Raw genomic sequence first — 24,188 nt, forward strand, 5'->3', positions numbered from 1 at the left:
TGAAATTTGCTAGATATGGCACAGAGTTCCAGGCCGAATAACAGACCAACCACCCCGGAAGTTGGCTGCCCGGATACCCACGGCCCGTTCACCCCCCAGGTGAGGTGCCGTACGTCTTCGCATCGAGCGAAGGCGCGTCCCCCTCACCACCAGCGTCGGGACGCGACGCGGCTACGGCACCCGCGCGGCCGCGAGAATCGACTCGGCCGAAAGCGACTCACCGGAGTGGCGTCGCGTGGCCTCAGAGAGTGCGGGCGTCGGACGATTCGCCCTCCGGGGCACGCCGATCACCACCTGTACGCATCGAACCCGCGCCGTCGCCCGCACGCCGGGTCTTGACCCAGTACAACCCCGCAATGACCGCCACCGTCCCGCCCAGCAGCGCGCAGGTGATCGCGGTCCAGGACATCGACTCCGGCGTCTCCAAGCGGGCCGCGAAAATGCTTGCGGCTTCTCCGCTCCGTCCCTGCGTGCCCTTTGCGGCGTCCTCCGCCCATTCCAGCCGCACGCGGCTGATCGAGTCGCTGTAGGTGCCGACCCAGTCGTCGCTGAAGACGACCACGGTGCCGTGCTGCGTCTTGCCCACCTCGGTGGCCAGGTCACGTAGGCTCGAGTCGTGTCCTGGATTGCCGGGGACCACCACGATGCTCAACGGAATTCCCTGCGAGCGCGCCTCCGCGGCGATGGCCGCCAGTTCCGCTTTGTTCTTCCCGGTCAGCGTAGCGACGTGATCGTCGGCCAGATCGGCGTTGAGCGAGCGCACGGTGTCGGTGGTGACATTCGGCGGCAATTCGGCGGCCATGGGGGTGAAAACCGAGTTGTGCGGGGCGGTCATCTTCCATCCGGTCTGTCGAGCCGCATCGGCAACCGAAGCGACGGGCATCCAACACTGCAGGGCGAGCAAGACCCCCCTTGCTGGCTCGAAAGCACAGTACGCGACGGAGTGTCGCACCCCGCGCGCACGGCACGCCGAACCGCCCCCTGGTGTTTCACAGGACAAGCGTACTGTTAAGGTCGTAGGCGCGAGGAACCGGCGCTCGAGCGGCACCGGAGCACCTCCGAAGACTCGGCCGCCGGCACAGCCCCGCCGGTGGCCGCCCTCACAGACGAGTGGAGCTGACGTGACGACAAGTATCGATACTTTCGGCGCCAAGGGCACCCTCGAGGTGGGAAGCAACTCCTACGAGATCTTCCGCCTCAACGCCGTGCCCGGCACCGAGAAACTCCCGTACGCACTGAAGGTCCTCGCGGAGAACCTCCTCCGCACCGAGGACGGCGCCAACATCACCGCCGATCACATTCGCGCCATCGCGAGCTGGGATCCCTCGGCGCAGCCGAACACCGAGATCCAGTTCACGCCCGCCCGCGTCATCATGCAGGACTTCACCGGCGTGCCGTGCATCGTCGACCTGGCCACGATGCGCGAGGCCGTGGCCACCCTGGGCGGCGACCCGGACAAGGTGAACCCGCTCGCCCCCGCCGAGATGGTCATCGACCACTCCGTCATCATCGACGTCTTCGGCCGCGCCGACGCCTTCGAGCGCAACGTCGACATCGAGTACCAGCGCAACGGCGAGCGTTACCAGTTCCTGCGCTGGGGCCAGACCGCGTTCGACGACTTCAAGGTCGTCCCGCCCAGCACCGGCATCGTGCACCAGGTCAACATCGAGCACTTGGCCCGCGTCGTCATGGTCCGCAACGGCCAGGCCTACCCCGACACCTGCGTCGGCACCGACTCGCACACCACCATGGTCAACGGCCTCGGCGTGCTCGGCTGGGGCGTCGGCGGCATCGAGGCCGAGGCGGCCATGCTGGGCCAGCCCGTCTCGATGCTGATCCCGCGCGTCGTCGGCTTCAAGCTGACCGGCGAGATCCAGCCGGGCGTGACCGCGACCGACGTGGTGCTCACCGTCACCGACATGCTGCGCAAGCACGGCGTGGTCGGCAAGTTCGTCGAGTTCTACGGCAAGGGCGTAGCCGAGGTGCCGCTGGCCAACCGCGCCACTCTGGGCAACATGAGCCCCGAATTCGGTTCCACCGCGGCGATTTTCCCGATCGACGACGTGACCGTCGACTACCTGCGCCTGACCGGCCGCTCCGACGAGCAAGTCGCGCTGGTCGAGGCCTACGCCAAGGAGCAGGGCCTCTGGCACGATCCCGACACCGAGCCCGCCTACTCCGAGTACCTCGAGCTGGACCTCAGCACCGTGGTGCCCTCCATCGCGGGCCCGAAGCGCCCGCAGGACCGGATCCTGTTGTCGGAGTCGAAAATCGCGTTCCGCAAGGACATCCACAACTACACCAACGACGCGGAGAGCGGCCCCGCGGCCGACACCCCGCACAGCAAGCTGGACGAGGCCGTCGAGGAATCCTTCCCGGCGAGCGACCCGGCGGTGCTGTCGTTCGCCGACGACGGCGCCGAGTCGCTGGTGTCGGCCGCCAACGGCGCCGAGGGCCGTCCGTCCAAGCCGGTGACGGTGCGCAGCGAGGAGTACGGCGACTTCGTGCTCGATCACGGCGCCGTCGTGGTGGCCTCGATCACCTCCTGCACCAACACCTCCAACCCGTCGGTCATGCTCGGCGCGGCCCTGCTCGCCCGCAACGCGGTGGAGAAGGGCTTGGCCCGCAAGCCGTGGGTGAAGACGTCCATGGCGCCGGGTTCGCAGGTCGTCAACGGCTACTACGAGAAGGCCGGCCTGTGGCCGTACCTGGACAAGCTGGGCTTCAACCTGGTCGCGTTCGGCTGCGCCACCTGCATCGGCAACACCGGCCCGCTGCCGGAGGAGATCTCCAAGGCGGTCAACGACAACGACCTCACGGTCACCGCCGTGCTGTCGGGCAACCGTAACTTCGAAGGCCGTATCTCCCCCGACGTGAAGATGAACTACCTGGCCTCCCCGCCGCTGGTCATCGCCTACGCGCTCGCGGGAACCATGGACTTCGACTTCGAGAACGATCCGCTGGGCAAGGACACCGAGGGCAACGACGTCTTCCTGAAGGACATCTGGCCGTCGCCGCAGGAGATCCAGGACACCATCGACCGGGTCATCAGCCGCGACATGTTCCTCGAGGACTACAAGGACGTGTTCCGGGGCGACGAGCGCTGGCGCAGCCTGCCCACGCCGGAGGGCAAGACGTTCGAGTGGGACGCCGAGTCGACCTACGTGCGCAAGCCTCCGTACTTCGAGGGCATGCCGCAGACTCCGGAGCCGGTCACCGACATCAAGGGCGCCAGGGTGCTCGCGCTGCTCGGCGACTCGGTCACCACCGACCACATCTCCCCGGCGGGCAACATCAAGCCCGGCACCCCGGCCGCCCAGTACCTGGAGGCCAACGGCGTCGAGCGCAAGGACTACAACTCCTACGGCTCGCGCCGCGGCAACCACGAGGTGATGATCCGCGGCACCTTCGCCAACATCCGGCTGCGCAACCAGCTGCTCGACGACGTCTCGGGTGGTTACACTCGCGACTTCACCCAGCCCGGTGGCCCGCAGGCGTTCATCTACGACGCCTCGCAGAACTACCAGGCCGCGGGCATTCCGCTGGTCGTGCTCGGTGGCAAGGAGTACGGTTCGGGATCCTCGCGCGACTGGGCCGCCAAGGGCACCAGCCTGCTGGGCGTGAAGGCCGTCATCACCGAGTCGTTCGAGCGCATCCACCGCTCCAACCTCATCGGCATGGGCGTCATCCCGCTGCAGTTCCCGGCGGGCGAGTCGGCCGCGTCGCTGAAGCTGGACGGCACCGAGACCTTCGACATCGAGGGCATCACCCAGCTGAACGAGGGTGTCACCCCGAAGACGCTGAAGGTCACCGCCACCAAGGAGAACGGTGACAAGATCACCTTCGACGCGGTGGTGCGGATCGACACCCCCGGTGAGGCGGACTACTACCGCAACGGCGGCATCCTGCAGTACGTGCTGCGCAACATGATCGGTGCTTGATCGCGCCATCTTCGGCGGCGCGTGTCCGCGCCGCTGAGGTCTAGTGTTCGCGAGAACCCCCGCATCGGTGGACCGCCGATGCGGGGGTCCGTGTTTCCCCACTGGAGGATTCCGTGCCCAAGGTCAGTGACGATCACCTCGCCGCCCGGCGCAGCCAGATTCTCGACGGAGCACGCCGTTGCTTCGCCGAGTACGGCTACGACGGCGCCACGGTACGCCGCCTCGAGGAGGAGATCGGGCTATCCAGGGGCGCCATTTTCCACCACTTTCGCGACAAGGACGCGCTGTTTTTCGCCCTCGCTCAGGAGGACGCCGAACGCATGGCCGACGTCGCCGCCAACCAGGGCATCGTGCAGGTGATGCGGGACATGCTCGCGCACCCGGAGCAGTTCAACTGGCTCGGTACGCGTCTGGAGATCGCGCGACGGCTGCGCACCGATCCCGAGTTCCGCGCGGGCTGGACACAGCGTTCGGCCGAGCTCACCGCCGCCACCCTGGCCCGCCTGGAACGCCGCAAGGCCGCGGGCGCGCTGCGCGACGACGTGCCCACCGATGTCCTGCTCGGCTACCTGGACCTGGTCCTCGACGGACTGATCGCCCGGATCGCCTCCGGGCACACCAACGAGAACCTCTCGGCCGTGCTGGATTTGGTCGAGGCCTCGGTCCGTCGCAAGCAGTGAGTCAGAACGTCGCGTTGATGTACTCCGCCGCGTGGGTGGTCCACAGGACGTCCGTTCCGGGCATGTTCCGTCCGGAATAGCGCACGTGCTGCCCGTCGGGCCACGGGGTCAGATAGCCGATGACACCGCGTACCGCGGCCGTGTAGCGCACGAGGTTCGCGATCGGGTCGCGCAGCAGGACTTCGAGTAGTTCGGCGAAGATCAGCGGCGCGACGTCGCCGACGCGGGCGCCTTCCACGAAGGAGAACGGCGAGATGCCCACGTCGATGACGCGCAACGGCGAATTGCCCGGTGACGCGGTGATGATGTCGCCGGGGTTGGCGTACTCGCGGACCGCCACCGAGGCCGGCCACGCGCCCCGCTGCCCGTGCAAGCCGAACGTGTTCGCGGGGCAGAGATCCGCCACCGACTGCCCGGCGCGGCGCAGGGGGTTGGCGAGGTTCACCACGAAGGCGATTTCCAGCGGGGTGCCGTCGGTGTTCTTGTACTTCCCGGCCTGGACGCCCTCCAGGATGCGGCTGGCGCAGATGCCGCCGAGCGAATAGCTCAGCAGACCGCAGACGTTCGGCGAGTCCTGGATCGCCTTCACCCCTGCGGCGACTCCGAGCCGTACCGAGGTCTCCAGCGAAGGCCCCCACGCCTCCGGTACGGGGCCGACCGAAGCGGGCCAATCCGGTTCGAAGCAGCTGAACCTGCTGGTGTCGAGTAGTTTCGTGACGTCGTGCAGCATGCCCGCGGGCGTTCCGCCGGAGTTGCGCGGCTCGCCGGTGCCGCGGAGCGTGATGATGTCGATCATCGTGTCCTCCTTGCACAACCGCGCCGACCCCTTCGGCACGGAATCCCAAGGTAGACCCGAAGGAGGTGCGCTGACACGAGTATCGGGTTACCTCATCGGGGCATGAGTTCTCCCATGTAGAGCGCGATTCGGCACGAAGACGGATGCGGGAGCTATCGCGATTACGCGCCCGGTTCCATGCTGCTCAGCAGGATTCGCGCGATGCGGTCCAGTTCCCGGCGTTCGCTCGCGGTGAGCACCGAAAGCAGCCGGGTCTCGTTCGCGGTGTGCTCGGTGACCACGGTGTCGACCAGTTCGCGCCCCGGTTCGGTGAGGGCGACGCGCACCGCCCGGCGGTCGTGCGCGTCGGCCACGCGCCGCACCAGGCCCGCCGACTCCAGGCGATCCAGCCGTCCGGTCATGCCCGCACGCGACAGCATCAACGTGTCGGCGAGGGCCGAGGGGTTGAGTTCGAACGGCTCGCCCGAACGGCGTAGCGCGGCAAGCACATCGAACTCGCCGCGTTGCAGGCCGTGCTTGCCGAACACCGCTTCGATCTCGCGCTGGGCCACCACCAGCAGCCGACCCAGCCGGCCGACCACGGCCATCGCCTCGAGATCGAGGTCGGGTCGTTCCCGTTCCCACTGCGCCACGATCGCGTCCACGGCGTCGGTCTTCCGCTCGGTCATGGACAAGATTCTATTCGGCGAGATATAGTTCTGTAGCGAATTATCAACCATCGAATTAATGGAGCCTCGCATGAGCACTCCCACTGCCCGCAAGGACGTCGCGATCCGCCAGCCGCAGGACGCGGAGACTCTGCGCACCACGTCGGTCACCCTGCGCCTGCTGATCGACGCCGAGGAGGCGGGCGGCGGCCTGAGCACACTCGAGGTCAGCATGGATCGCGGCGCGGACGGTGCGGCGCCGCACTACCACACGCGTTCCGACGAGCTTTTCTACGTCGCCGACGGGGAGCTGCAACTGCTGGCCGGCGACCGGATCGTCACCGTCGGCGCGGGCGGGTCGATCGTTGTCCCGAAATTCATGCCGCACGCCTTCGGCGCCGCGCCCGGCAGCACGGCGCGCGTCCTCATAGCGCTCACCCCGGGCGTGCAGCGATTCGAGTACTTCCGGCTACTGGAGCGGATCGCCGCGGGAGAATCCACGATGGCCGAGCTCGCCGCCGCGCAGGAAGAGTTCGACAACCACTTCGTCGACGCTCCCGCTTGGTGGGCGGAACGCAACACGAACCGGGGCTGACCGCGAAGCTCGGACCGCAGGAGGCGACTGTCATCGCCTTCCACGACAACGGCATCGCAGCCCGGATCCGTAAGCCGCTCCGCAAGGCGCGGCGCGGGCTTCAGCCCTCGGCCGGTGGCACGCGCCCACCTTCTGGTCGTGACCCGCGGGACCGGCCGGTGGTGCGAGCGCGCGTCCCCGCTCACCCCGATCCCGGGTGAACTAGAGGGTGATTTACGGCAGCCGACCCCGACCGGCGGGTGGACGGCACTGTGTGCGTCGTCCGTTCGCCGGTTCCGGGCGGCGGTCTCAGATGCAGAAGCTGATACTGACCGAGCCGAGTGGCACGTTCAGGCACACCGCGACCGATCCGAGCGCGTCGGTCGTCGGCGCTGGTGAGGCCGGTGCGGCCGAGGCTGCCGGAGCGAAGAATGCGCCCATGGCCAGGACGAGCGCGGTTGCGGCGATCGCTTGCGTGGCTTTGGTGATCATCGTGATTTCCTTGGCTGAGCGATAGGGCGATCCGAGCCCGACCCGGCAAGCGCATCCGAGTCCCGAGGGGCTCCGATCGATCATCCGCCGATGTCGTGGCGCAGGCAAGGCCCCCCGAGCCGGCCATCACTGCCTTCGCAACCTCTCGCCGATACGGCGCCCCGGCGAGATGACGCGGCCCGCCACCCGGAGAAGACATGGCGACCGGCGGCGCGGCGACTGCTCCGCCGCCGCCTCCGGCATCGCCGGATTCGCACGACGGCGCAGTGCCCTCGGACCGTTCGATGAGCAGCTTCTCGATTCGGGAATGTAAGTCGGTGCCGGTTACCGAATTCGGTGACAGCCGCGAGACCGTGCGCCCCGCTTCGCCGACCGACGGGCCGTGCGGCGGGAACCGGCTGGGTGCGCGTCCAGATCTCCGGGCCCGACGCAGTGGCCGGTTGCCGCACCCACGGAAACATCCTGCCATTCGGATCGTCGCGGGCGGTGCGATCGATCGCCGGGCCCCGTCGGGCGAGCCGAGCGTAACGCGAACAGCAGCCGAGGTTCGCGAGACTCCAGCAGGCGCAAGCGGATTCCAGCAGATAGAGCACGACGAATTGGCGGGTGGAGGAATACGACGTGGTGCGCGCAAGCCATCGCATCCGGTCTCCGGTTCGCACCTCCGGCGAGGCGTGCGAGAGTGCAGATGCACAGCCGCCAATATCGGGCTATGAGCGCCGTCCAGCAGCGCATCGGGTTAGCTCGGTGATCGCGCCGTACGCATTGACAGCGTACCGGAATTCTTTCGGCCCTCGGGCCTTATCGATCGGAATTCAGTTTGCCGCAGGCCGGGAAATCTCCCGATCCGAACCGATAAACACCCTTGTCGCGATAGGATCGCTCACACGCTTGGGGGTCGTGGCAAATAATGAGCAGATCGGAGAAATGGCTATGACCGACGCAATCCGCCTTCCCGGGAAGACGCCGAAGGGTGACCGCATCGCTCCCCTCCAGGGTGTGCTGGTCGCGGAATCGGACCGGGAGATCAGCGTGCGCGTCGCGGAGGGAACGTGGACGTTCTGCCGGTCCGACGTCTTGCGAGTGGTCGATTCCGCAGTGCCGCAAGCCGATCAGGACGGCCGCCCGGTGCTGGTGGACATCCGCGCGGGCGCCACCGCCGATTTCACCCGCAGGCTGCGCATCGATCTGGTCGATCGGCCGATGACCATCCCGGAGTCACCGTCGGCGGCGCTCGGCGACGAGCAGCTGCGTCAGCTCACCGAAACCTGGGCCGACCGGCTGCAACTCGTCGATTGCCCGGGCGCGGGCGGAGCGACGTACACCTACTGCCAGACCAAATCGATCAACGGCAGCGACGACGGCATCAACTGCGACAGCCTCGACTGAGCGGCAGGTTTGATGGCCGCACGCCGGCGCGGTTCGGTCCTGATCGTGTCCGAATCCGATGATCTACACGCCACCGCGATGGCGGCGACCCTGCGAGAACACCACGGGCTCGGCCCGATCCACCTCGACTTGCGGGATTTCCCCCGGGAGTCCGGCAGCTTCCGGCTGGATCGGCTCGGCACCACGCGGTCGCTGTCGCACCTGATCGGTCTCGACGACGTCCGGTCGGTGTGGTGGCGACGACCGCATCCGGCTCGGGTGCCCGCGAGCGTCCGGGCCTCGGACAATGATTTTCGCCAGGCCGAGTGCGACGGATTCATCCAAGGCCTGCTCTGGTCCATCCCGGCCTACTGGGTCAACGACCCGGGCGCCGACCGCACCGCTGGACGCAAGATCGTGCAATTGGAGACGGCGTTGCGAGCCGGGTTCGCCGTACCGGAGACGTTGATCACCAATGATCCGGACGAGGCGCGCAGCTTCGTCGAATCCCGGCCCGGTCCGGTCGTTTACAAGCGCACGGGCACCAGCCGGGCGGAGTTCGCCGAGACCAGGATCATCTCCAGGGACGATTTCGGCAGACTGGCGGCGATCCGTTCGGCTCCGACCACCTTCCAGGACTACGTCGACGCCACCTGCGATCTGCGCGTGGTGTGGGTCGACGGGGTCGAATGGACCGTGCGCATCGACTCGCAGGCGGGCGTCGGGAAGGTCGACTCGCGCCTGGACACCTCGGTCGATTTCGTGCCCGACCATCTGCCCGCCTCGGTGAGCAAGTCGCTGGCCACGCTGATGGGCGCGCTCGGATTGTCCTTCGGCGTCCTCGACATTCGGCTCGGCCGCGACGGCGAGTACTACTTCCTCGAGGTCAATCCACAGGGACAGTTCGCCTACCTGGAGATCAAAACCGGGCTGCCGATCTTTCGCAGCCTCGCCAACCTGCTGGTGGACGGCGACGGCATGGTGGCGGGCTACTGAGCGCAACCGCCGTCCCGCGCCGCAGGCAGCGAAATCCCTGGTAGCCGAGATGCATTCACCGCTTCGCGGCCGAAGATCTACCGCGCCCGCCCGAGCACGCGCGACACCGGTACCGGCCTGCCGGGGTTGCTCTTGCGCCCGCGACCCCGGGCAGAGTCCGCGCCGACCCGCAGGCGGCGGCGATGGCGGTTCCGCAGGAAACGACGGCGGACCATCATCCACGACAGCGGGCTCCGCGCCGCGAGGACGCCTCCGTCGGCCACCGGTGTGCACCGTGCGACGGGTTCCTCGCGGCGCGAAATCCGCTCGCCGTGACGGCGGCGCTATTGCCCCTTGCGGCGATTGGCTCCACCCCGGCTGCGGAGTTGCACATGCGACTCCACCAGCACGTTGTGGATGAAGCCGTAGGAGCGGCCGGTGGACCGCGCCAATGACCGGATGCTCGCACCCGCCTCGTATTGCTTCTTCAGCTGGGTTTGCAGGCGGTCGCGTGACTTCCCGGTGACGCGTGTGCCCTTACCCAATGGGGCCTTGCTCTGTGGCCTGTCGCTCATGGCTTCCTCCGAGTCGCCGAGCAGCGTCTTTCCAGGCTAAGCACTCAGCAGGCCGTGATCAACGGGTTCCTGTGATGAAACTCACGCAAGCTGAATAAGTTCCAGATATTCGGCCGACCAGTGGTCTTCTGTCCCGTCCGGAAGCAGGATCACGCGTTCCGGAGACAGCGCCTCCGCTGCGCCGGGGTCGTGGGTCACCAGCACCACCGCGCCCGCGTAGGTGCGCAGGGCGTCGAGCACCTGCTCCCGCGACACCGGGTCGAGGTTGTTCGTCGGCTCGTCCAGCAGCAGCACGTTCGCCGCCGAGGAGACCAGTCCGGCCAGCGCGAGCCGGGTCTTCTCACCACCCGACAGGGTGCCCGCCGGCTGCTCGAGCTGCGGACCGGAGAACATGAAGGCGCCGAGCAGACCGCGCAGATCCTGCTCGCCCGCGTCCGGCGCGGCGTGGCGGATGTTCTCCCACACGGTGGCGTTGTCGTCCAGGGTGTCGTGCTCCTGAGCGAAGTAGCCGACCTTCAGGCCGTGCCCCGGCACCAGCCCGCCCGCCGTCGGCTGCTCGACCCCGGCCAGCAGACGCAGCAGCGTCGTCTTGCCCGCACCGTTGAGTCCGAGGACGACCACCCGGCTGCCGCGGTCGATCGCGAGGTCGACGCCGGTGAAGATCTCCAGCGAGCCGTAGACCTTGGTCAGGTTCTCGGCCATCAGAGGGGTCTTGCCGCAGGCAGCGGGCTCGGGGAACTTGATCCGGGCGACTTTGTCGGCGACGCGCACATCGTCGAGCTCGGCCAGCAGGCGGTCGGCGCGCTTGGCCATGTTCTGCGCCGCAGTCGCTTTGGTGGCCTTCGCGCCGAGCTTGGCCGCTTGGGCGCGCAGCGCACTGGCCTTCTTCTCGGCGTTCGCGCGTTCCCGACGCCTGCGCTGCTCGTCGGTCGCGCGCGCGTCGAGGTACTTCTTCCAGCCCATGTTGTAGACGTCGGCCTCGCCGCGCACCGCGTCCAGGAACCACACCTTGTTCACCACGTCGGCGAGCAGATCGACGTCGTGGCTGATCACGATCAGTCCACCGTCGTGATTCTGCAGGAAACCACGCAGCCAGGTGATCGAGTCGGCGTCGAGATGGTTGGTCGGCTCGTCCAGCAGCAGGATGGTGTCGGAGCGCCCGCCACTGCCGTCGGAGGCGGCGAACAGGATGCGCGCCAATTCGATTCGGCGCCGCTGACCACCGGAGAGGGTGCGCAACGGCTGACCGAGGACCCGGTCGGGCAGGCCGAGGCTGTGGCAGATGCGTGCGGCCTCGCTCTCGGCGACGTAGCCGCCCAGCGCCGAGAAGCGCTCCTCGAGCCTGCCGTACTTGCGGACGGCCTTCTCGCGCTCCTTGTCGTCGGCGACCTCGGCCATCAGCGCCTGCTGCTTCTCCATCTCCCGGATCAGCGTGTCCAAGCCACGGGCGGACAGCACCCGGTCGCGAGCCAGCACGTCCAGATTGCCCTCGCGCGGATCCTGCGGCAGGTAACCGATGTCGCTGGAGCGAAGGATCTTCCCGGCGTACGGCTCACCCTCACCGGCCAGGATGCGCAGCGTGGTCGTCTTCCCCGCGCCGTTGCGCCCGACCAGCCCGATCCGGTCGCCCGCCTGCACCCGCAGCGCCGGTCCCGGAGCGGACAGCAGGGTGCGGACTCCGGCCCGGACCTCCAGGTCGGTCGCGGTGATCACAAACTTCTCCTCGCGGATCGTGGTGCTGGACGCGTGCTCGATTGTGCGACCCGACGCGCACAAGAACCACCGATTTTACCTGGGGCCGGCAGTGCTGCCCCATCCCAGCTCCCCGCATGTGACGGCGGTAACGGCACGCCCGATCGGCTGCGCTAGCGTGCGATGCCATGAGTACCGATCTATTGGGCAAGAGCGCTCTGGTCACGGGGGCCAGCCGTGGCATCGGCAAGGCGGTCGCGGCGGAATTGCTCGGCCGCGGCGCGAACGTGCTGATCACCGCGCGGAAGAAGGATCCGCTGGAGGAGGCCGCCGCCCAGCTGCGCGAACTGGGTCACCAGGGCCAGGTCGTCGCCCTGGCCGGCAACTCGGGTGTCGCCGAGGATCGGGCGGCGGCGGTCGAGCGCGCGGTCACGGAGTTCGGTTCGCTGGACGTGCTGATCAACAACACCGGCATCAACCCGGTCTACGGCGCCCTGATGGACGCCGACCTGGACGCCGTGCGCAAGATCTTCGACGTGAACGTGGTCGCCGCTCTCGGCTACATCCAGGAGGCGTACAAGGCGTGGATGCGCGACCACGGCGGCGCCGTGGTCAACGTGGCCAGCGTGGCGGGCATCCGCTCGACCGGCGTGATCGCCGCCTACGGCGCGTCGAAGTCGGCGCTGATCCATCTCACCGGCGAACTCGCCTGGCAGCTGGGGCCGAAGATCCGGGTGAACGCGGTCGCCCCCGGCGTGATCAAGACCAAGTTCGCCGACGCGCTGTACTCGGCAGACGAGGACCGCGCCGCGAGCGTGTACCCGATGAAGCGGTTGGGCAGCCCGGAAGATGTGGCGCGCTTGATCGGATTCCTGGTTTCGGACGAGGCTGCGTGGATCACCGGCGAGACGGTGCGCGTGGACGGCGGATTGCTCTCCACCGGCGGTATCTGACCGGCGACGAGCGGCGCTACCGGAACGCAAGCGCGCCGAGCGTGTCGGCGTGCCGGTAGCGCAGGTATTTCTGCACGGTCGCAGCGTCGACCGCGCCGGTGGCCGTCGCCAGCGTCACCACCACGAATTCCTTCTCGCTGCCGTCCTTCCACTTCCCGGTCGCGTAGCCCTTGATGTACGTGCCGGGACGCAGGGTGAGGTCCGCGTCGGTGAACCGGTCTTTCGCCGCGGCCGCCTTGCCCTGGTCGGCCATGCCGAGGACGAACTGCGTGAGCATGAGCGCCCCGCCCTCGGCGCGGTACACCAGCTCCGCCGCGTAGACGCAGCCGAGACCGGTCAGCTTGCCCGCCGCTTCGATCGGATGGCAATCGGCGTGATCGCGGCCGTCGACCCAGTCCGCGTGCAACTCGACGCGATCGAACCGGAAGTCCCAATCCTTCGCGTATTCCGTGTAGCTCAGCCTTCCCGACGAAGGGCGCGTACCGCCAGGCGTGGGTCGCGTGCTGGTGACGCCACCCGCGCGCGTGGTCGCCTCGGCGGACATGGCCGCGGCCTGCGCGTGCCCCGGCACACGCGAATGCGCCGACACGCCGATCACGACCGCCGCCAGCACGGCGACCACGCCGATCGCCAGCGCGACGATCACGCCGGTTCCGCGCTCGGGCGGCGGAGACAGGGGCGGCGCCTCCCACGCCTGCGGGGGGTACGCGCTCGGCGGGGACATGCTTCCCCAGTCCGGCGCGGGCCGCGCCTCGTCCGATTTCCCGTAATTCGCTCGGCGGCCGTCGAATCCGGAGCCGGACGGGTAGGTCATCGCGGTCGCCCTCCACACTCCCGGCAGCCGTCCCACCCTGTGTGGGCCTCCCCGGAGCTGCCGCAACGACCCTACCGGATCGGGCGCGTACGGTCGGCGCGCTCAGAGCCGCGCGGGCTGAAGCCAGTCCTCCCGTCCCGCGACCGCGGGAGCGGCAGGCTCCTCTTCGATGCCGAAGCGCCGGTGCAGTGCGCGCAACGGGCCGGGCGCGTACCAGTTCCAGTGGCCGAGCAATTCCATCGCCGCGGGCAGCAGGAAGCCGCGCACGAGCGTCGCGTCCACCAGGACGGCGAGCGGCAGCCCGATGCCGAACGCCTTCATGAACGTGATGTCGGAGGCCAGGAAGCCGAGGAAGACCAGCGAGATCAGGACCGCCGCGGCCGTGACGATCCGGCCGATGCGCTCCAGCCCGGACGTGACAGCCAGCGCGTTGGATCGGGTGCGCTGGTACTCCTCACGAATACGTGCCAGCAGGAACACCTGATAGTCCATGGCGAGACCGAACGCGACGCCGAACAGCATGACCGGAACCGTCGGCGGCAGGTCGCCGGTGACGGTGAAACCGAGCAGCCCGGACAGGTGCCCGTCCTGGAAGATCCACACCAGCGCACCGAAGGTCGCGGTGAGGCTCAGGAAGCTGAGCACGACCGCCAGCAGCGGGAGCACGACGCTGCCGGTGAGCAGGAACAGGACCACCACCATGATCAGCACGACGAAGGCCAGCGCGTACGGCAGCGCCGAGATCACCGAGCCGATCGCGTCCGCGTTGGCCGCGGCCACGCCGCCGACCAGCACCGGCGACGCGGCGGGCGTCGCGCGCACGTCATCGGCGATCCGGTCCAGCACCGTGGGGTCGGTGGTGTCCGGGATCACCGCGAGATAGGCGGCGTTCGCGGCGCGGAAGCGGCCGTTGGCCTCGGTGGGCGCGGCGAGCAGCCCGCCGTGGCTGTAACTGCCGGTGGCGGTGTCCACCCGGCGGACGTCCTCGATCTCGGACAGTTCCCGGGCGTAGGCGTCCAGACCGGCGGCGCTGTAGGCGCTTTCCGGTAGTACGGCGAACAGCCCGTTCTGCTCGGTGGCGGAGAAGTCGCGCTGGATGGTCTCGGTGACCTGGCGATTGTTCATCGACTCCGGCAGCGACCTTTCGTCGGGGAAGCCGAGTTTCACGCCGAGGAACGGCGCGCCCAGCACGAGCAGCAGGGCGGTCACCGCCAGGCCGATGGGCACCGGCCGCATCATCACGAACCGCGCCAGGCGGTGCCAGGCGCCCTCGCCGGGCGCGGGACGGGCGGCGCGCAGGAACCACCACAATTGGCCGTTGTCGATCTTGGCGCCGAGCAGGAACAGGATCGCGGGCAGCACGGTCAGCGACACCGTCGCGGCGATCACCGCGACGGCCAGACCCGCGTAACCCATCGACCGCACGGCCAGCAGCGGGAAGAACAGCAGCCCTGACAGGGCGACCGCGACGGTGACGGCGGAGAACAGGACGGTCCGGCCCGCCGAGCGCATGGTCGCGGCCACCGCGGCGCCCGGCTGCTGACCGGCGACCAATTCGTCGCGGTAGCGGCTGATGATCAGCAGGCTGTAGTCGATCGCCAGGCCGAGCCCGAGCAGGGTGGCGACGTTGGTGGCGGTGGCGGCGAGATCGGTGACACTCGCGATCAGCCACAGCGCGCCCATCGTGATCATCACCGTGATCATCGCGACCACCAGCGGCAGGCTGGCCGCGACCAGGCCACCGAACACCAGCAGCAGGGCGACCAGCGTGATCGGGAAGGCGATGGATTCGCCGAGCACGACGTCCTTCTCGCTCTGCTGCACCGTCTCGTGCAGCAGCATCGCGTAGCCGCCGACCCGCACCTCGAGCGGGCCGTGCGTGCCGCCGAACCGGTCGGCGAGATCGCCCACCCGCTTGTCCACCTCGGCCTCCTCGCCGAGGATGCTGGCCACGATCAGCCCCTTGGTGCCGTCGGTGCTGCGCAGCGCGGGCGATTTGTCGGTCCAGTAGGACGTGACGCCCACGACGCCGGTCTGCGACTTCAGCTCGGTGGCGAGGTTCGTCGCCGCGGTGGCCGCGGCGTCGTCGTCGACCGAGCGGCGCGTCTGCACCAGCAGCACGAAGTTCGGGGTGGCCTCGCCGAAGGTGTCGCGCAGCACCGCGGCCGCCCGGCTCGATTCGCTGTCGGGGTCGATGTACCCGCCGCCCTGCACTTTGTCGAACAGCGTCGCGCTCAGCGTGCCCATCGCCAGTGCGAGCACCACGAACACGGCGAGGATCCACCGGCTGCGCCGCCTGGTCAGTTCGAACACTCCGTCTACCCCTAACTCGTTCCGGTCGTGCCGCTTTCGCTCTCGGACGCCAGCGGTCGCCGGTCGGCAATCTGCCCGGCGCGCCGTCCGCGGCGCACCGGTGCGCCGACACCTGACACTCGGCACCGGAGCCGGATGCGTGCGCCAGCGCCCCGGCATCCTAGCAACGCGCGACAAACTACGGTGAGCCCGAACACATTCCATCGGCACCTGGCCTGGACGCGACCCGAGCTGCCGTGCCCTACCGCACCGCCGGGGACGCTCGGCTCGCACCGACCGGCCGCGCGGGTGCGCGTCGAAATCGCCCCCTCTTCGTGGTCACCGGCTGCGGTCTGGACACCGATTCGCTCCGGTCACGGTTCGGCACGCGGGCTCGGCACTCCGGAGCACCGCGAAGCCGGATCCTCCGCGTCTTCGGCGTGCGGGCGGTACCCGCGTCGAGTGCGCAGATGAGAGGCTCCCACCATGCCTCGTATCGCACCACCGCACAACCTCAGGCCCGTGACGTGAGACCCGACTTGGTCGTCTGCGGTCTCGGCCCGGCCGGTCGCGCCCTCGCGCACCGCGCCGTGGCGCGCGGGCTCACGGTCACCGTGGTGGATCCCGCGCCGGAGCGCAGGTGGACGGCCACCTACGGGATGTGGGCCGACGAACTGCCGGAGTGGCTGGCGCCGGAGGTCGTCGCGGCGACGGTGCCCCGGCCGCTGGCCTGGGGAACGCGCGCGCATCGGGTTGACCGCCCGTACGTCGTGCTGGACACCGGTCGATTGCAGACCGCGCTGACGCCGGCCGACGCGAACGTCCTCACCGACCGCGCCGCCCACATCGCTCCCGAACGGGTGACCTTGGCCTCCGGTGCGTCGATCACCGGCGCCAGGGTGATCGACGCGCGCGGACTCGCTCGCTCACCCGCCCGGGCCGAGCAGACCGCCTACGGCGTCATCGTGGACGCGCAACGCTGCGGTGGACTCGACCCGCTGTTCATGGACTGGCGGCCGGACAACGGCGCCGCACCCGGCGCGCCGCGCTCGTTCCTCTACGCCGTCCCGTTGGACGACGAGCGGATGCTGCTCGAGGAAACCTGTCTGGCCGGCCGTCCTGCGTTGACCGGTGCGCAACTGCGCGCACGCTTGCGGCACCGGCTCGAGGCCAGGGGCATCCGATACACCGGCGAGGAGTCCGTGGAACACGTCCGATTTCCGGTACAGGGCGGCCGTCCCGGTCCGCGGAGATTCGGGGCGGCGGGCGGGTTTCTGCACCAGGCGACCGGGTACAGCGTCGGCGCCGCGCTGGCCTCGGCCGATGCCGTTGCGGCGGGACAAGACGTCTGGCCTGCCGCGGCACGCGTCGTCCACCGGCTGCGCGGCGCCGGGTTGCGCGCCCTGCTCGCGCTGCCTCCCGAGGATCTCCCGCTGTTCTTCGACACCTTCTTCGCGCTGCCCGCGGCGACGCAACGCGCGTATCTGTCGGGCCGCACCGACCTCGCGGGCACGGCCGCGGCGATGAGCGCGCTCTTCGTGGCGTTGCCGGGTCGGCTGCGGCGGCGTGTCGTGGCCGCGACACTCGGGATTCCGGTTCCCTCGCGAGGTCGAGGGGCTTCGGCCATGATGGGTGTATGAGATCGATCTGGAAGGGCTCGATCGCATTCGGGCTGGTGAACGTTCCGGTGAAGGTGTACACCGCCACCGAGGACCACGACATTCGGTTCCATCAGGTGCACGCCAAGGATGGAGGCCGGATCAAATATGAGCGCGTGTGCACCGTGTGCGGTGAATCCGTCCAGTACACCGAGATCGACAAGGCCTACGAGTCCCCGGACGGCGACAAGATCGTCCTCAGTGACGAGGACTTCGCGAAACTGCCGGTGGCCGAGAAGCACGAGATTCCGGTGCTCCAGTTCGTCCCGTCCGAGCAGATCGACCCGATCCTGTTCGAGAAGAGCTACTACCTGGAACCTGATTCCAGCACGCCGAAGGCTTACGTGCTGCTGGCGCGGACCCTGGAGAAGATCGAGCGCACCGCCCTGGTGTATTTCACGCTGCGGCAGAAGACGCGGCTGGCCGCGCTACGCGTGCGTGAGGGCGTTCTGGTGGTCCAGACGCTGCTGTGGCCGGACGAGGTCCGCTCGGTCGACTTCGAATCCCTCGACGGGGTCGCCGACCCCAGGCCGCAGGAGATCAAGATGGCCGAGACGCTGGTCGAGGCCATGTCCGACGACTTCGATCCGGAGCAGTTCACCGACGAGTACCAGATCGAATTGAAGCGCCTGCTCGACGAGGCGATCGCCAGCGGCACCGGCAAAGTGCCCGAGCAGCCGGAACTCGCGCCCAGCGGGATGGACGCCGAGGTGGTCGACCTGGTCGCCGCGCTGCAGCGCAGCCTGGAGGCGAGTGGACGCCGGACCGCGGGTGGCGACGGCGCCGAGCCGAAGAAGACCGCGAAGAAGGCCGCGGCCACGAGCGGCGGGGGCAAGAGCGCCGCCAAGAGCACCGCGTCCAAGAGCAGCGCGTCCAAGAGCGCGGCCACCAAGAGCGCGGCGAAGAAGACGCCTGCGAAGAAGGCGGCCAAGAAGGCCCCCACACGCAAAGGCGCCTGACTACCGGGGCCGGAACCGCAGGGCGGCGGCAGGTCATCCCTCCGCCGCGAGCTGCCTGCCCTCCTCGAAGAACTCCAGCAGGGCCGCGACGGTGTTCACCGCGCCACGTGGCCTGAGCGCGCCGAACGGCGCGTTCCAGAAATCGCCGGTTCGTGGGGTCCACGGCCCGATATAGGCGTACGGGCCGGGATGTGCGTCGTCTCCCGGTGAAACCCCGTAGTTCACTTCGTCGAGCGTGCTCGACAGATCGAAATGCTCCGGCCACAACACCGGCGTCACGCCGGAAGCCAGGCAGCGCAACGCCCTGTCCCCCACCGCGAGCCAGTCTTCGATCAACCCGGCCGCCGAGGGGTCCACCTCGATCGCCGCATCGGGGTCTACGCCCGTGGTGTCCGTGTACACGCCGTCCGGCGGCCCCGGTTCGAAACCCGCAGCCGTGGCGACCTCTCGATAGGTCCCCTCCAGCCGGACCCGCCCTTCCGGCCAGACCAATTCCTCTCCGACAACCGAGACCGGCCACCGCACGCCCCCGAAGCCTCCCCGCACGACGCCCAAGCGGATGGTGCCGAACTCCCGGAACTGCGGCCCAGCGATCAACAACTCCGCGACCGCGTGCAACCCGACGCGCGATCGCCGATACGTCACCTCGTCCACCTCCGCATCATCTCCGCTGCGATCGCCTCGCGCACGCGTTTCCTCCGAGCACGACGACGGGGCGGGCGGTGACGAAGCCCGGCGGCCGCAGCGCGGCGACCGCTGGTGGACGAAGGCTCACGAAGGCCGGGTGATGCCCTCGCTGCTGCCGAAGCTGGCTTCCTCGTGGCTGACGAGTCCGAGTAGCGCCAGCGGCCGGGGGGTCACCGCGATGGTCAGGTAGGAGACCGTGATCGCCCAGCGGTTGACGGCTCTCGGCACGGCGAAAGTGTGATAAGCGCGCGTCACCGCCTTGGCGGGCAGACCGGAGAGGCGGATGCCCATCGGGTTGGCGACGGCGAAGCCCGGCCCGAGGTCGACGACCAGACCGAGGTCGCGATGCTTGTAGTCGGCGGCAGTGCCGATGCCGAGGCTGGCGGCGACGTTCCTGGCCAGCGTCTTGCCCTGCCGCGAGGCGTGCTGTGCGGTGGGCGGCGTGATCCGCCCCGGCTTGGTGAGGTCGGGCACGGCCGCCGCGTCCCCGCCCGCGAAGACGTCCGGATGACCGGGCACGGTCAGTTTCGCGTCGACGACCAGGCGGCCCTTCTCCAACGGCAGGCCGAGCGTGCCGAGCACCGGTGCGCCGGTCACACCGGTCACCCAGGCGACGGTGTGTGTCGGGACCACCGTGCCGTCGGTGAGCACGACCGAGTTCTCGTCGAGTTTCTGCAGCGAGGTCTGCAACCGGATCTCGATCCCGCGTTTCCGCAGCACCTTCAGCACCTTGTCGCTGAGCCGCTCGCCGACTTCGGGCATCACCCTGGGCGCCATGTCGAGCAGCAGGAAACGCACTTCGGCGGGGTCGAATCCGCGACGCGCGGCGTAGGCGTCGGCGAGGGCGCGCAACTGCGCGATCAGCTCGGTACCCGCGTACGACGCCCCTACGACGACCACGGTGCGGCGAGCCCGCCGGACGTCGTCGTCCTCTTCGTCGTCGGCGAGTTCGAGTTGGCGCAGCAACTGCTCGCGCAGGTACAACGCCTCGGCGACGGTCTTGAGACCGCGCGCGTGCTCCGCCAATCCCGGTATGTCGAACAATCGGGTGACCGATCCGGGTGTGAGCACCAACCGATCCCACGACAACTGCCGCGACGGGTACTGCTCACCGGCCACCGTGATCGTCTTGTTCTGCAGGTCCACCGACCGGACGTGCGCGATCACGAGCCGGACCCGCGGCAGCGAATCGGCCAGTGAGATGGCGACGAACCGGGGGTCGATCAATCCGCCCGCCACATCCGGCAGCAGCGGGGTGTAGAGCATGTAGTCGTTCGGGGTGACCAGCACGATTTCGACGTCCCGGTTCGCCTTCGCCACGATGCGGCAGAGCTTCTGGGCGCAGGTGAACCCGGCGAACCCGCTTCCGACGATCACGACCCGCTGCGGGCTCGCGGTATTCCCTTCCGGCACGGAGACCTCCTCAACGTCAGCTCCCCGACGCGATTCCCGCCCAGATCCGCCCGAAACCGCGCCACCGGCCTCTCGTGTCTCGGCGGGCGCTGCCGAACCGGCAGCCACCGATGGTTTGGCGGTCCGGGAGGGTGGTAGTGCGTCGGTGTCAGCTGCTCGAATCGGCGATCGCGCGAAAGGAGCACAGCATGGGCCAGGTCAATCCGATCCAGGTACAGAAGTACCTCTCCGGCGTCGACTATCCGTGCGACCGCGAGGGCATTGTCTCGGCAGCCCGGGACAACGGAGCGGACAAAGACGTCATCCACGCCCTCGAGGAAATTCCCGACCGGACCTACGACGGCCCGAACGCGGTCAGCCAAGCCGTCTCGTGAACCGCCGCGACCACGGATCCCACCGCTGCGACCGGGCCGGATCCGTGGTCGCTCGCCCGACCCCTGAGCCCCGCACGCTGCGGACCCGCACAGCCGGGCACTCGGAAGGAGGAACGCTGTGGACGCATTGACATTTCTGCGCACCGACCACGAAGGCGTACTCGGAATTCTCGAGTCCCTCGAACGTGGCCGGGGCAGCGGCGACGCGGAGGTTCGCGCTCGCGGCGATCTGGTGACCACCCTGGTGATCGCGGAATCGCAGCACGAGGCGATCGAGGAGCAGTTCTTCTGGCCCGAAGTCCGTCGGGCGGTCCCGGACGGCGACGAACTCGCCGATCGGGCGATCGGCCAGGAGGACAGGGCCAAGAAATTGCTTCAGCAGTTGAAGAACTCGCAGGCGGGCAGTTCCGAATTCGAGCGGGCGCTGACCGAGTTCATTCCCGCCGCGCGCGCCCACATCGAGTTCGAGCAGTCCGAGGTATGGCCCGCGTTCGCGGACGCCATACCACCGGAGACGTCCAACGAACTAGGGCGCAAAATGGCCGCGGCCAAGGCCATGGCGCCGACCCGGCCGCATCCGAGCGCCCCGTCGAGCCCCGGATATCTGAAGACCGTGGGCATGGTATCCGCGCTCGTGGACAAGGCCCGCGACCTGATCAGCGGTAGGCGCTCCCACTACCCGCCGACCGCGCCCCCGTCCTGACCCCGGCGCAAAAGCGCCGACGTGCCCGCGACCGGCGGTCGCGAGGACTCGGGACGCCTACTACTTACCCCGGCGCAAAAGCGCCGACGTGCCCGCGACCGGCGGTCGCGGGGACTCGATACGCCTACTTCCGGAACCGGGACTCCAGTTCGGCGAGCGTCGCCCGCAGATCGGCCGCGCTGTTGAAGGCCCGCTGCGCATCATCCTGACGCTGCTGATCCCCGAGGCGCCGGGACCGCTGATCCTGGGCTACACCTTCGTGGTGATCGCCATCGTGGACATGTCCGCGATGGCGGGCACCGTCGGCGGCGGCGGTCTCGGCGACTTCGTCTTGGTCTACGGCTACCAGCGCTTCGCCTGGCGGGTCACGCTCGTCGCGACGCTGATCATCATCGCGGGCGTGCAGGGCATCCAGTTCTTCGGCAACTGGCTGGCCCGGAAAGTATTGCGCCGCTGAGCTACCCGGCGGTCGAGGTGCAGGCGGTCAACCGCACGCTCGCAGCACGGGGAATCGCGCTGCCGAGGTCGGGGAACGGCGGAGCGCTGGGACCGAGGACCTCGATGGCCCGGCGTTCGGCTTCGGCTCGGGTGGCGCCCCACGCCCATCCGTGCCTGCCGTCGGCGCCGCGAACCACGGACCCGCAGGCGTTCCAGAACTGCACCACCGTCCGGCAGTCGGCGACACCGCATTGAGCGCGAGCCGCGGTGTCCGCGGCGGCGGCGCTCGCATAGTCCACCGCCGAAGTGACGGCGCCCGTGCTGGAGGAAAACGCCAGCGCGCCATAATAGGTCGCCGCACGCGCTTCACCCGCAGGAGCGCCGACCACGGCGCAGGTGGCGGCCGACACCGCCGCGAGCCCGAGGGCAGCCTTGTGCGGCACCGACATGTGCGGATCCTCCCCGTCTCTCGTCTGTGGGGTGAGATCATCGCCGGACTCGTACGCTTTGTCCAAAAGCGGGCTTCCCACCGTCGGCGGGTCCGTGATACCGGCGCGGTAGCGAGGACGTCGTGCTGGTCATCACCCTGATCTGCGATCACACACAGGCCTGAAGGATGCTGTCGAAGGAATGACCCTGCCCGCGCGGGTCGACTAGGTTGAGCCGGTTCACCAGCTGACGGTCGGCCACAACAGGGCATGGACAACGCTGCCAGGTCGGCCCCGTCGCGCGGTGGCGCGAGTTCGATGGTGCCGTGGCAGGATTCGGCACGGAGACGGGGAGAAAGCATGAGTTCGAGCTGGCGAGCGCTGGCACCGGTGATGGCTCCTGCCGTGCTGGGAGCGGCGGTGAGTACCGGCCTGGCGGTGGTGGTGAATCTGGCGACCGGGGGTGGACCCTGGTGGTTGTGGGCATTGGTCGTGGCGCTGACCGCGGCGGGCTGCGGGACGTCGTTGTGGCTGTATCGCCGCCAATCCGCCACCCCACCCGTACCGCCCCCGTCGTCGACGGGTTCGGTCGAGGCGTCGGGTCCGCGCAGCGTGGCGGTGGGACGCGACGCGGGCCCGATCAGCACCGGCGACAACCCGGCACCCGCCCCACCGGCGCCGGCCCCGCGGCCGGCGCGTGATCCGGCCGAACCCGGCCCCGCGCCGGGAGCAGTGTCGGCCGCAGGTGAGCGTTCGGTCGCGATCGGCAGAGACGCGCAAGGCCCTATCTCCACCGGCGACCAGCACGGACCGACCTCAGCATGAACGAGTCCGACCCCCGCCCTGAGCGACCCGATACCCCCGTGGCCGTGCACGGAGGTGTCCCTGCCGCCGGTGTGCAGGTGTCGGGGCAGCGGGCGGTCGCGGTCGGCGGCAACGCCGGCCTGGTCCAGACCGGGGACAACTCCCGTGCCCGGATCGTGCACCTGCCGGCCGAGGCGTGGCAGCCCATCGCCGAGATCGACGCCCCACCCGGGATAGACAACCTGCCGATGCAGCCCGGCCACGCGTTCGTCGGCCGCGACGCCGAACTCGGCAAGCTCGACACCGTGCTGGCCGCGCCTGGGCGGGTCATGGTGCAGGCCGTGCATGGCCTGGGCGGGATCGGCAAAAGCACCCTGGTCGCGCACTGGGCCGCCACACGCCCCCACGGACACCGCCCGATCCTGTGGGTCACCGCCGACACCGCCGCCGACGTCCGGCAGGGGCTGGCGAAGTTCGCCGCTGCTCTGCAACCCGCGCTGGCTCAAGCGCTGGAGGTCGAGCAGCTGGCCGAACGCGCTTTGCAGTGGCTGGCCACCCACACCGGGTGGCTGCTGATCCTCGACAACGTCAACGACCTCACCGACATCCACGACGTCCTCGCCCGCACCGGCACCGGCGGCCGCGTCATCATCACCAGCCGACGCTCCACCGGATGGCACCCCGGCACCGCCGTCCTGCGCCTGGACGTGCTCGAACCCGACGAATCCCATCGGCTGCTCACCAGCCTGCTCACCGCGGCAGGCCCCCGTGACAGCGACGGCGCCGCCGAATTACGTGCCGAGCTGGGGCATCTGCCGCTGGCCATCGAACAGGCCGGCGCGTATCTGGCGCAGAACCCGCTCACCACACCACGCGACTACCTGCAGCTGCTGACCGACTACCCAGCCGCCATGTACGAGCAGGC

22 protein-coding genes and 2 pseudogenes are annotated in these 24,188 nt (G+C 69.0%); 13 read left to right on the top strand and 11 right to left on the bottom strand.

The genetic code is table 11. The annotated features are described in order from the left end of the window. Positions 1 to 241: 241 nt before the first annotated feature. The gene (locus tag ACWEKR_RS14625; RefSeq protein WP_228829031.1) at positions 242 to 835 is read right to left on the bottom strand and encodes an Rv1476 family membrane protein; all 594 of its coding nucleotides are present in this window, start codon (positions 833 to 835) and stop codon (positions 242 to 244) included. A gap of 286 nt (positions 836 to 1,121) precedes the next feature. Between ACWEKR_RS14625 and ACWEKR_RS14630 the strand changes: the two genes are divergently transcribed. After that, a complete protein-coding gene (locus ACWEKR_RS14630) occupies positions 1,122 to 3,941 on the top strand; it encodes an aconitate hydratase (protein WP_452354885.1) in 2,820 nt (939 codons plus the stop codon). A gap of 113 nt (positions 3,942 to 4,054) precedes the next feature. Continuing rightward, positions 4,055 to 4,621, top strand: a complete 567-nt coding sequence (locus ACWEKR_RS14635; protein WP_067801764.1) for a TetR/AcrR family transcriptional regulator — start codon at positions 4,055 to 4,057, stop codon at positions 4,619 to 4,621. A gap of 1 nt (position 4,622) precedes the next feature. Here the strand turns inward: ACWEKR_RS14635 and ACWEKR_RS14640 are convergent, their stop codons facing one another. Both ACWEKR_RS14640 and ACWEKR_RS14645 read right to left on the bottom strand, forming a co-directional pair. Beyond that, positions 4,623 to 5,417: a hypothetical protein gene (locus tag ACWEKR_RS14640; protein ID WP_452354886.1), complete on the bottom strand. Its 795-nt coding sequence runs from the start codon at positions 5,415 to 5,417 to the stop codon at positions 4,623 to 4,625. Between the two features lie 161 nt (positions 5,418 to 5,578). Beyond that, on the bottom strand, positions 5,579 to 6,085 hold the full coding sequence (locus tag ACWEKR_RS14645) for a MarR family winged helix-turn-helix transcriptional regulator (RefSeq protein ID WP_281879177.1): 507 nt from the start codon (positions 6,083 to 6,085) through the stop codon (positions 5,579 to 5,581). 70 nt (positions 6,086 to 6,155) lie between these two features. Between ACWEKR_RS14645 and ACWEKR_RS14650 the strand changes: the two genes are divergently transcribed. Continuing rightward, positions 6,156 to 6,659 carry a cupin domain-containing protein gene (locus ACWEKR_RS14650; protein WP_452354887.1) on the top strand — a complete coding sequence of 168 codons (504 nt, stop codon included), beginning with the start codon at positions 6,156 to 6,158 and terminating at the stop codon, positions 6,657 to 6,659. 288 nt (positions 6,660 to 6,947) lie between these two features. On the opposite strand, the gene ACWEKR_RS14655 is transcribed toward ACWEKR_RS14650, so the two are convergent. Beyond that, positions 6,948 to 7,130, bottom strand: a complete 183-nt coding sequence (locus ACWEKR_RS14655) for a hypothetical protein (RefSeq protein WP_063017853.1) — start codon at positions 7,128 to 7,130, stop codon at positions 6,948 to 6,950. Between the two features lie 933 nt (positions 7,131 to 8,063). On the opposite strand from ACWEKR_RS14655, the gene ACWEKR_RS14660 reads away from it, so the two are divergent. Further along, on the top strand, positions 8,064 to 8,519 hold the full coding sequence (locus ACWEKR_RS14660) for a hypothetical protein (RefSeq protein WP_452354888.1): 456 nt from the start codon (positions 8,064 to 8,066) through the stop codon (positions 8,517 to 8,519). A gap of 45 nt (positions 8,520 to 8,564) precedes the next feature. After that, positions 8,565 to 9,494, top strand: a complete 930-nt coding sequence (locus tag ACWEKR_RS14665) for a hypothetical protein (RefSeq protein WP_324197993.1) — start codon at positions 8,565 to 8,567, stop codon at positions 9,492 to 9,494. A 323-nt stretch (positions 9,495 to 9,817) separates the two neighbouring features. On the opposite strand, the gene ACWEKR_RS14670 is transcribed toward ACWEKR_RS14665, so the two are convergent. Then, on the bottom strand, positions 9,818 to 10,048 hold the full coding sequence (locus tag ACWEKR_RS14670) for a helix-turn-helix domain-containing protein (RefSeq protein ID WP_159837569.1): 231 nt from the start codon (positions 10,046 to 10,048) through the stop codon (positions 9,818 to 9,820). 81 nt (positions 10,049 to 10,129) lie between these two features. After that, complete coding sequence (locus ACWEKR_RS14675; protein WP_159837571.1) at positions 10,130 to 11,761, bottom strand: ABC-F family ATP-binding cassette domain-containing protein; 1,632 nt, start codon at positions 11,759 to 11,761, stop codon at positions 10,130 to 10,132. Between the two features lie 167 nt (positions 11,762 to 11,928). Here ACWEKR_RS14675 and ACWEKR_RS14680 point away from each other — a divergent pair, with 167 nt between their 5' ends. Continuing rightward, entirely contained in the window at positions 11,929 to 12,693 is a 765-nt protein-coding gene (locus ACWEKR_RS14680) for an SDR family oxidoreductase (RefSeq protein WP_159837573.1), read from the top strand. A gap of 16 nt (positions 12,694 to 12,709) precedes the next feature. Here ACWEKR_RS14680 and ACWEKR_RS14685 read toward each other — a convergent pair whose 3' ends face one another. Then, positions 12,710 to 13,507, bottom strand: coding sequence for a hypothetical protein (locus ACWEKR_RS14685; protein ID WP_452354889.1), 798 nt, complete (start codon positions 13,505 to 13,507; stop codon positions 12,710 to 12,712). Positions 13,508 to 13,609: 102 nt separating this feature from the next. Beyond that, positions 13,610 to 15,820, bottom strand: coding sequence for an MMPL family transporter (locus tag ACWEKR_RS14690; protein WP_452354890.1), 2,211 nt, complete (start codon positions 15,818 to 15,820; stop codon positions 13,610 to 13,612). A gap of 506 nt (positions 15,821 to 16,326) precedes the next feature. Here ACWEKR_RS14690 and ACWEKR_RS14695 point away from each other — a divergent pair. Both ACWEKR_RS14695 and ku read left to right on the top strand, forming a co-directional pair. Further along, on the top strand, positions 16,327 to 17,439 hold the full coding sequence (locus ACWEKR_RS14695) for a lycopene cyclase family protein (RefSeq protein WP_452354891.1): 1,113 nt from the start codon (positions 16,327 to 16,329) through the stop codon (positions 17,437 to 17,439). Beyond that, entirely contained in the window at positions 17,436 to 18,416 is a 981-nt protein-coding gene (ku, locus tag ACWEKR_RS14700; RefSeq protein WP_452354892.1) for a non-homologous end joining protein Ku, read from the top strand. Before ACWEKR_RS14695 ends, ku begins: the two co-directional genes overlap by 4 nt. 33 nt (positions 18,417 to 18,449) lie before the next feature. Here the strand turns inward: ku and ACWEKR_RS14705 are convergent, their stop codons facing one another. Further along, complete coding sequence (locus ACWEKR_RS14705; RefSeq protein WP_452354893.1) at positions 18,450 to 19,061, bottom strand: hypothetical protein; 612 nt, start codon at positions 19,059 to 19,061, stop codon at positions 18,450 to 18,452. Positions 19,062 to 19,187: 126 nt separating this feature from the next. After that, positions 19,188 to 20,516, bottom strand: a complete 1,329-nt coding sequence (locus ACWEKR_RS14710) for an NAD(P)/FAD-dependent oxidoreductase (RefSeq protein WP_452354894.1) — start codon at positions 20,514 to 20,516, stop codon at positions 19,188 to 19,190. A 188-nt stretch (positions 20,517 to 20,704) separates the two neighbouring features. On the opposite strand from ACWEKR_RS14710, the gene ACWEKR_RS14715 reads away from it, so the two are divergent. The 3 genes and pseudogenes from ACWEKR_RS14715 to ACWEKR_RS14725 all read left to right on the top strand — a co-directional run. Continuing rightward, a complete protein-coding gene (locus ACWEKR_RS14715) occupies positions 20,705 to 20,890 on the top strand; it encodes a DUF2795 domain-containing protein (RefSeq protein ID WP_452354895.1) in 186 nt (61 codons plus the stop codon). 118 nt (positions 20,891 to 21,008) lie between these two features. Beyond that, complete coding sequence (locus ACWEKR_RS14720; RefSeq protein WP_452354896.1) at positions 21,009 to 21,593, top strand: hemerythrin domain-containing protein; 585 nt, start codon at positions 21,009 to 21,011, stop codon at positions 21,591 to 21,593. Between the two features lie 166 nt (positions 21,594 to 21,759). Beyond that, a pseudogene (locus tag ACWEKR_RS14725) lies at positions 21,760 to 22,050 on the top strand (ABC transporter permease); the annotation flags it as partial. A gap of 1 nt (position 22,051) precedes the next feature. Here ACWEKR_RS14725 and ACWEKR_RS14730 read toward each other — a convergent pair. Further along, positions 22,052 to 22,480, bottom strand: a complete 429-nt coding sequence (locus ACWEKR_RS14730; protein WP_159837591.1) for a DUF4189 domain-containing protein — start codon at positions 22,478 to 22,480, stop codon at positions 22,052 to 22,054. A 339-nt stretch (positions 22,481 to 22,819) separates the two neighbouring features. Between ACWEKR_RS14730 and ACWEKR_RS14735 the strand changes: the two genes are divergently transcribed. Both ACWEKR_RS14735 and ACWEKR_RS14740 read left to right on the top strand, forming a co-directional pair. Next, complete coding sequence (locus ACWEKR_RS14735; protein WP_452354897.1) at positions 22,820 to 23,284, top strand: hypothetical protein; 465 nt, start codon at positions 22,820 to 22,822, stop codon at positions 23,282 to 23,284. A gap of 308 nt (positions 23,285 to 23,592) precedes the next feature. Continuing rightward, positions 23,593 to 24,060: pseudogene (locus ACWEKR_RS14740) on the top strand (NB-ARC domain-containing protein); the annotation flags it as partial. Positions 24,061 to 24,188: the final 128 nt, after the last annotated feature.

This window comes from Nocardia sp. NPDC004573 (genome assembly GCF_053602135.1).

Excerpts from the sequence above, each read along its gene's own strand:
- ACWEKR_RS14645 (WP_281879177.1), bottom strand. The coding sequence starts at position 6,085 with ATGACCGAGCGGAAGACCGACGCCGTGGACGCGATCGTGGCGCAGTGG.
- ACWEKR_RS14670 (WP_159837569.1), bottom strand. The coding sequence starts at position 10,048 with ATGAGCGACAGGCCACAGAGCAAGGCCCCATTGGGTAAGGGCACACGC.
- ACWEKR_RS14655 (WP_063017853.1), bottom strand. The coding sequence starts at position 7,130 with ATGATCACCAAAGCCACGCAAGCGATCGCCGCAACCGCGCTCGTCCTG.
- ACWEKR_RS14680 (WP_159837573.1), top strand. The coding sequence starts at position 11,929 with ATGAGTACCGATCTATTGGGCAAGAGCGCTCTGGTCACGGGGGCCAGC.
- ACWEKR_RS14715 (WP_452354895.1), top strand. The coding sequence starts at position 20,705 with ATGGGCCAGGTCAATCCGATCCAGGTACAGAAGTACCTCTCCGGCGTC.
- ACWEKR_RS14685 (WP_452354889.1), bottom strand. The coding sequence starts at position 13,507 with ATGACCTACCCGTCCGGCTCCGGATTCGACGGCCGCCGAGCGAATTAC.
- ku (WP_452354892.1), top strand. The coding sequence starts at position 17,436 with ATGAGATCGATCTGGAAGGGCTCGATCGCATTCGGGCTGGTGAACGTT.
- ACWEKR_RS14625 (WP_228829031.1), bottom strand. The coding sequence starts at position 835 with ATGACCGCCCCGCACAACTCGGTTTTCACCCCCATGGCCGCCGAATTG.
- ACWEKR_RS14735 (WP_452354897.1), top strand. The coding sequence starts at position 22,820 with ATGAGTTCGAGCTGGCGAGCGCTGGCACCGGTGATGGCTCCTGCCGTG.
- ACWEKR_RS14650 (WP_452354887.1), top strand. The coding sequence starts at position 6,156 with ATGAGCACTCCCACTGCCCGCAAGGACGTCGCGATCCGCCAGCCGCAG.
- ACWEKR_RS14640 (WP_452354886.1), bottom strand. The coding sequence starts at position 5,417 with ATGATCGACATCATCACGCTCCGCGGCACCGGCGAGCCGCGCAACTCC.
- ACWEKR_RS14660 (WP_452354888.1), top strand. The coding sequence starts at position 8,064 with ATGACCGACGCAATCCGCCTTCCCGGGAAGACGCCGAAGGGTGACCGC.
- ACWEKR_RS14730 (WP_159837591.1), bottom strand. The coding sequence starts at position 22,480 with ATGTCGGTGCCGCACAAGGCTGCCCTCGGGCTCGCGGCGGTGTCGGCC.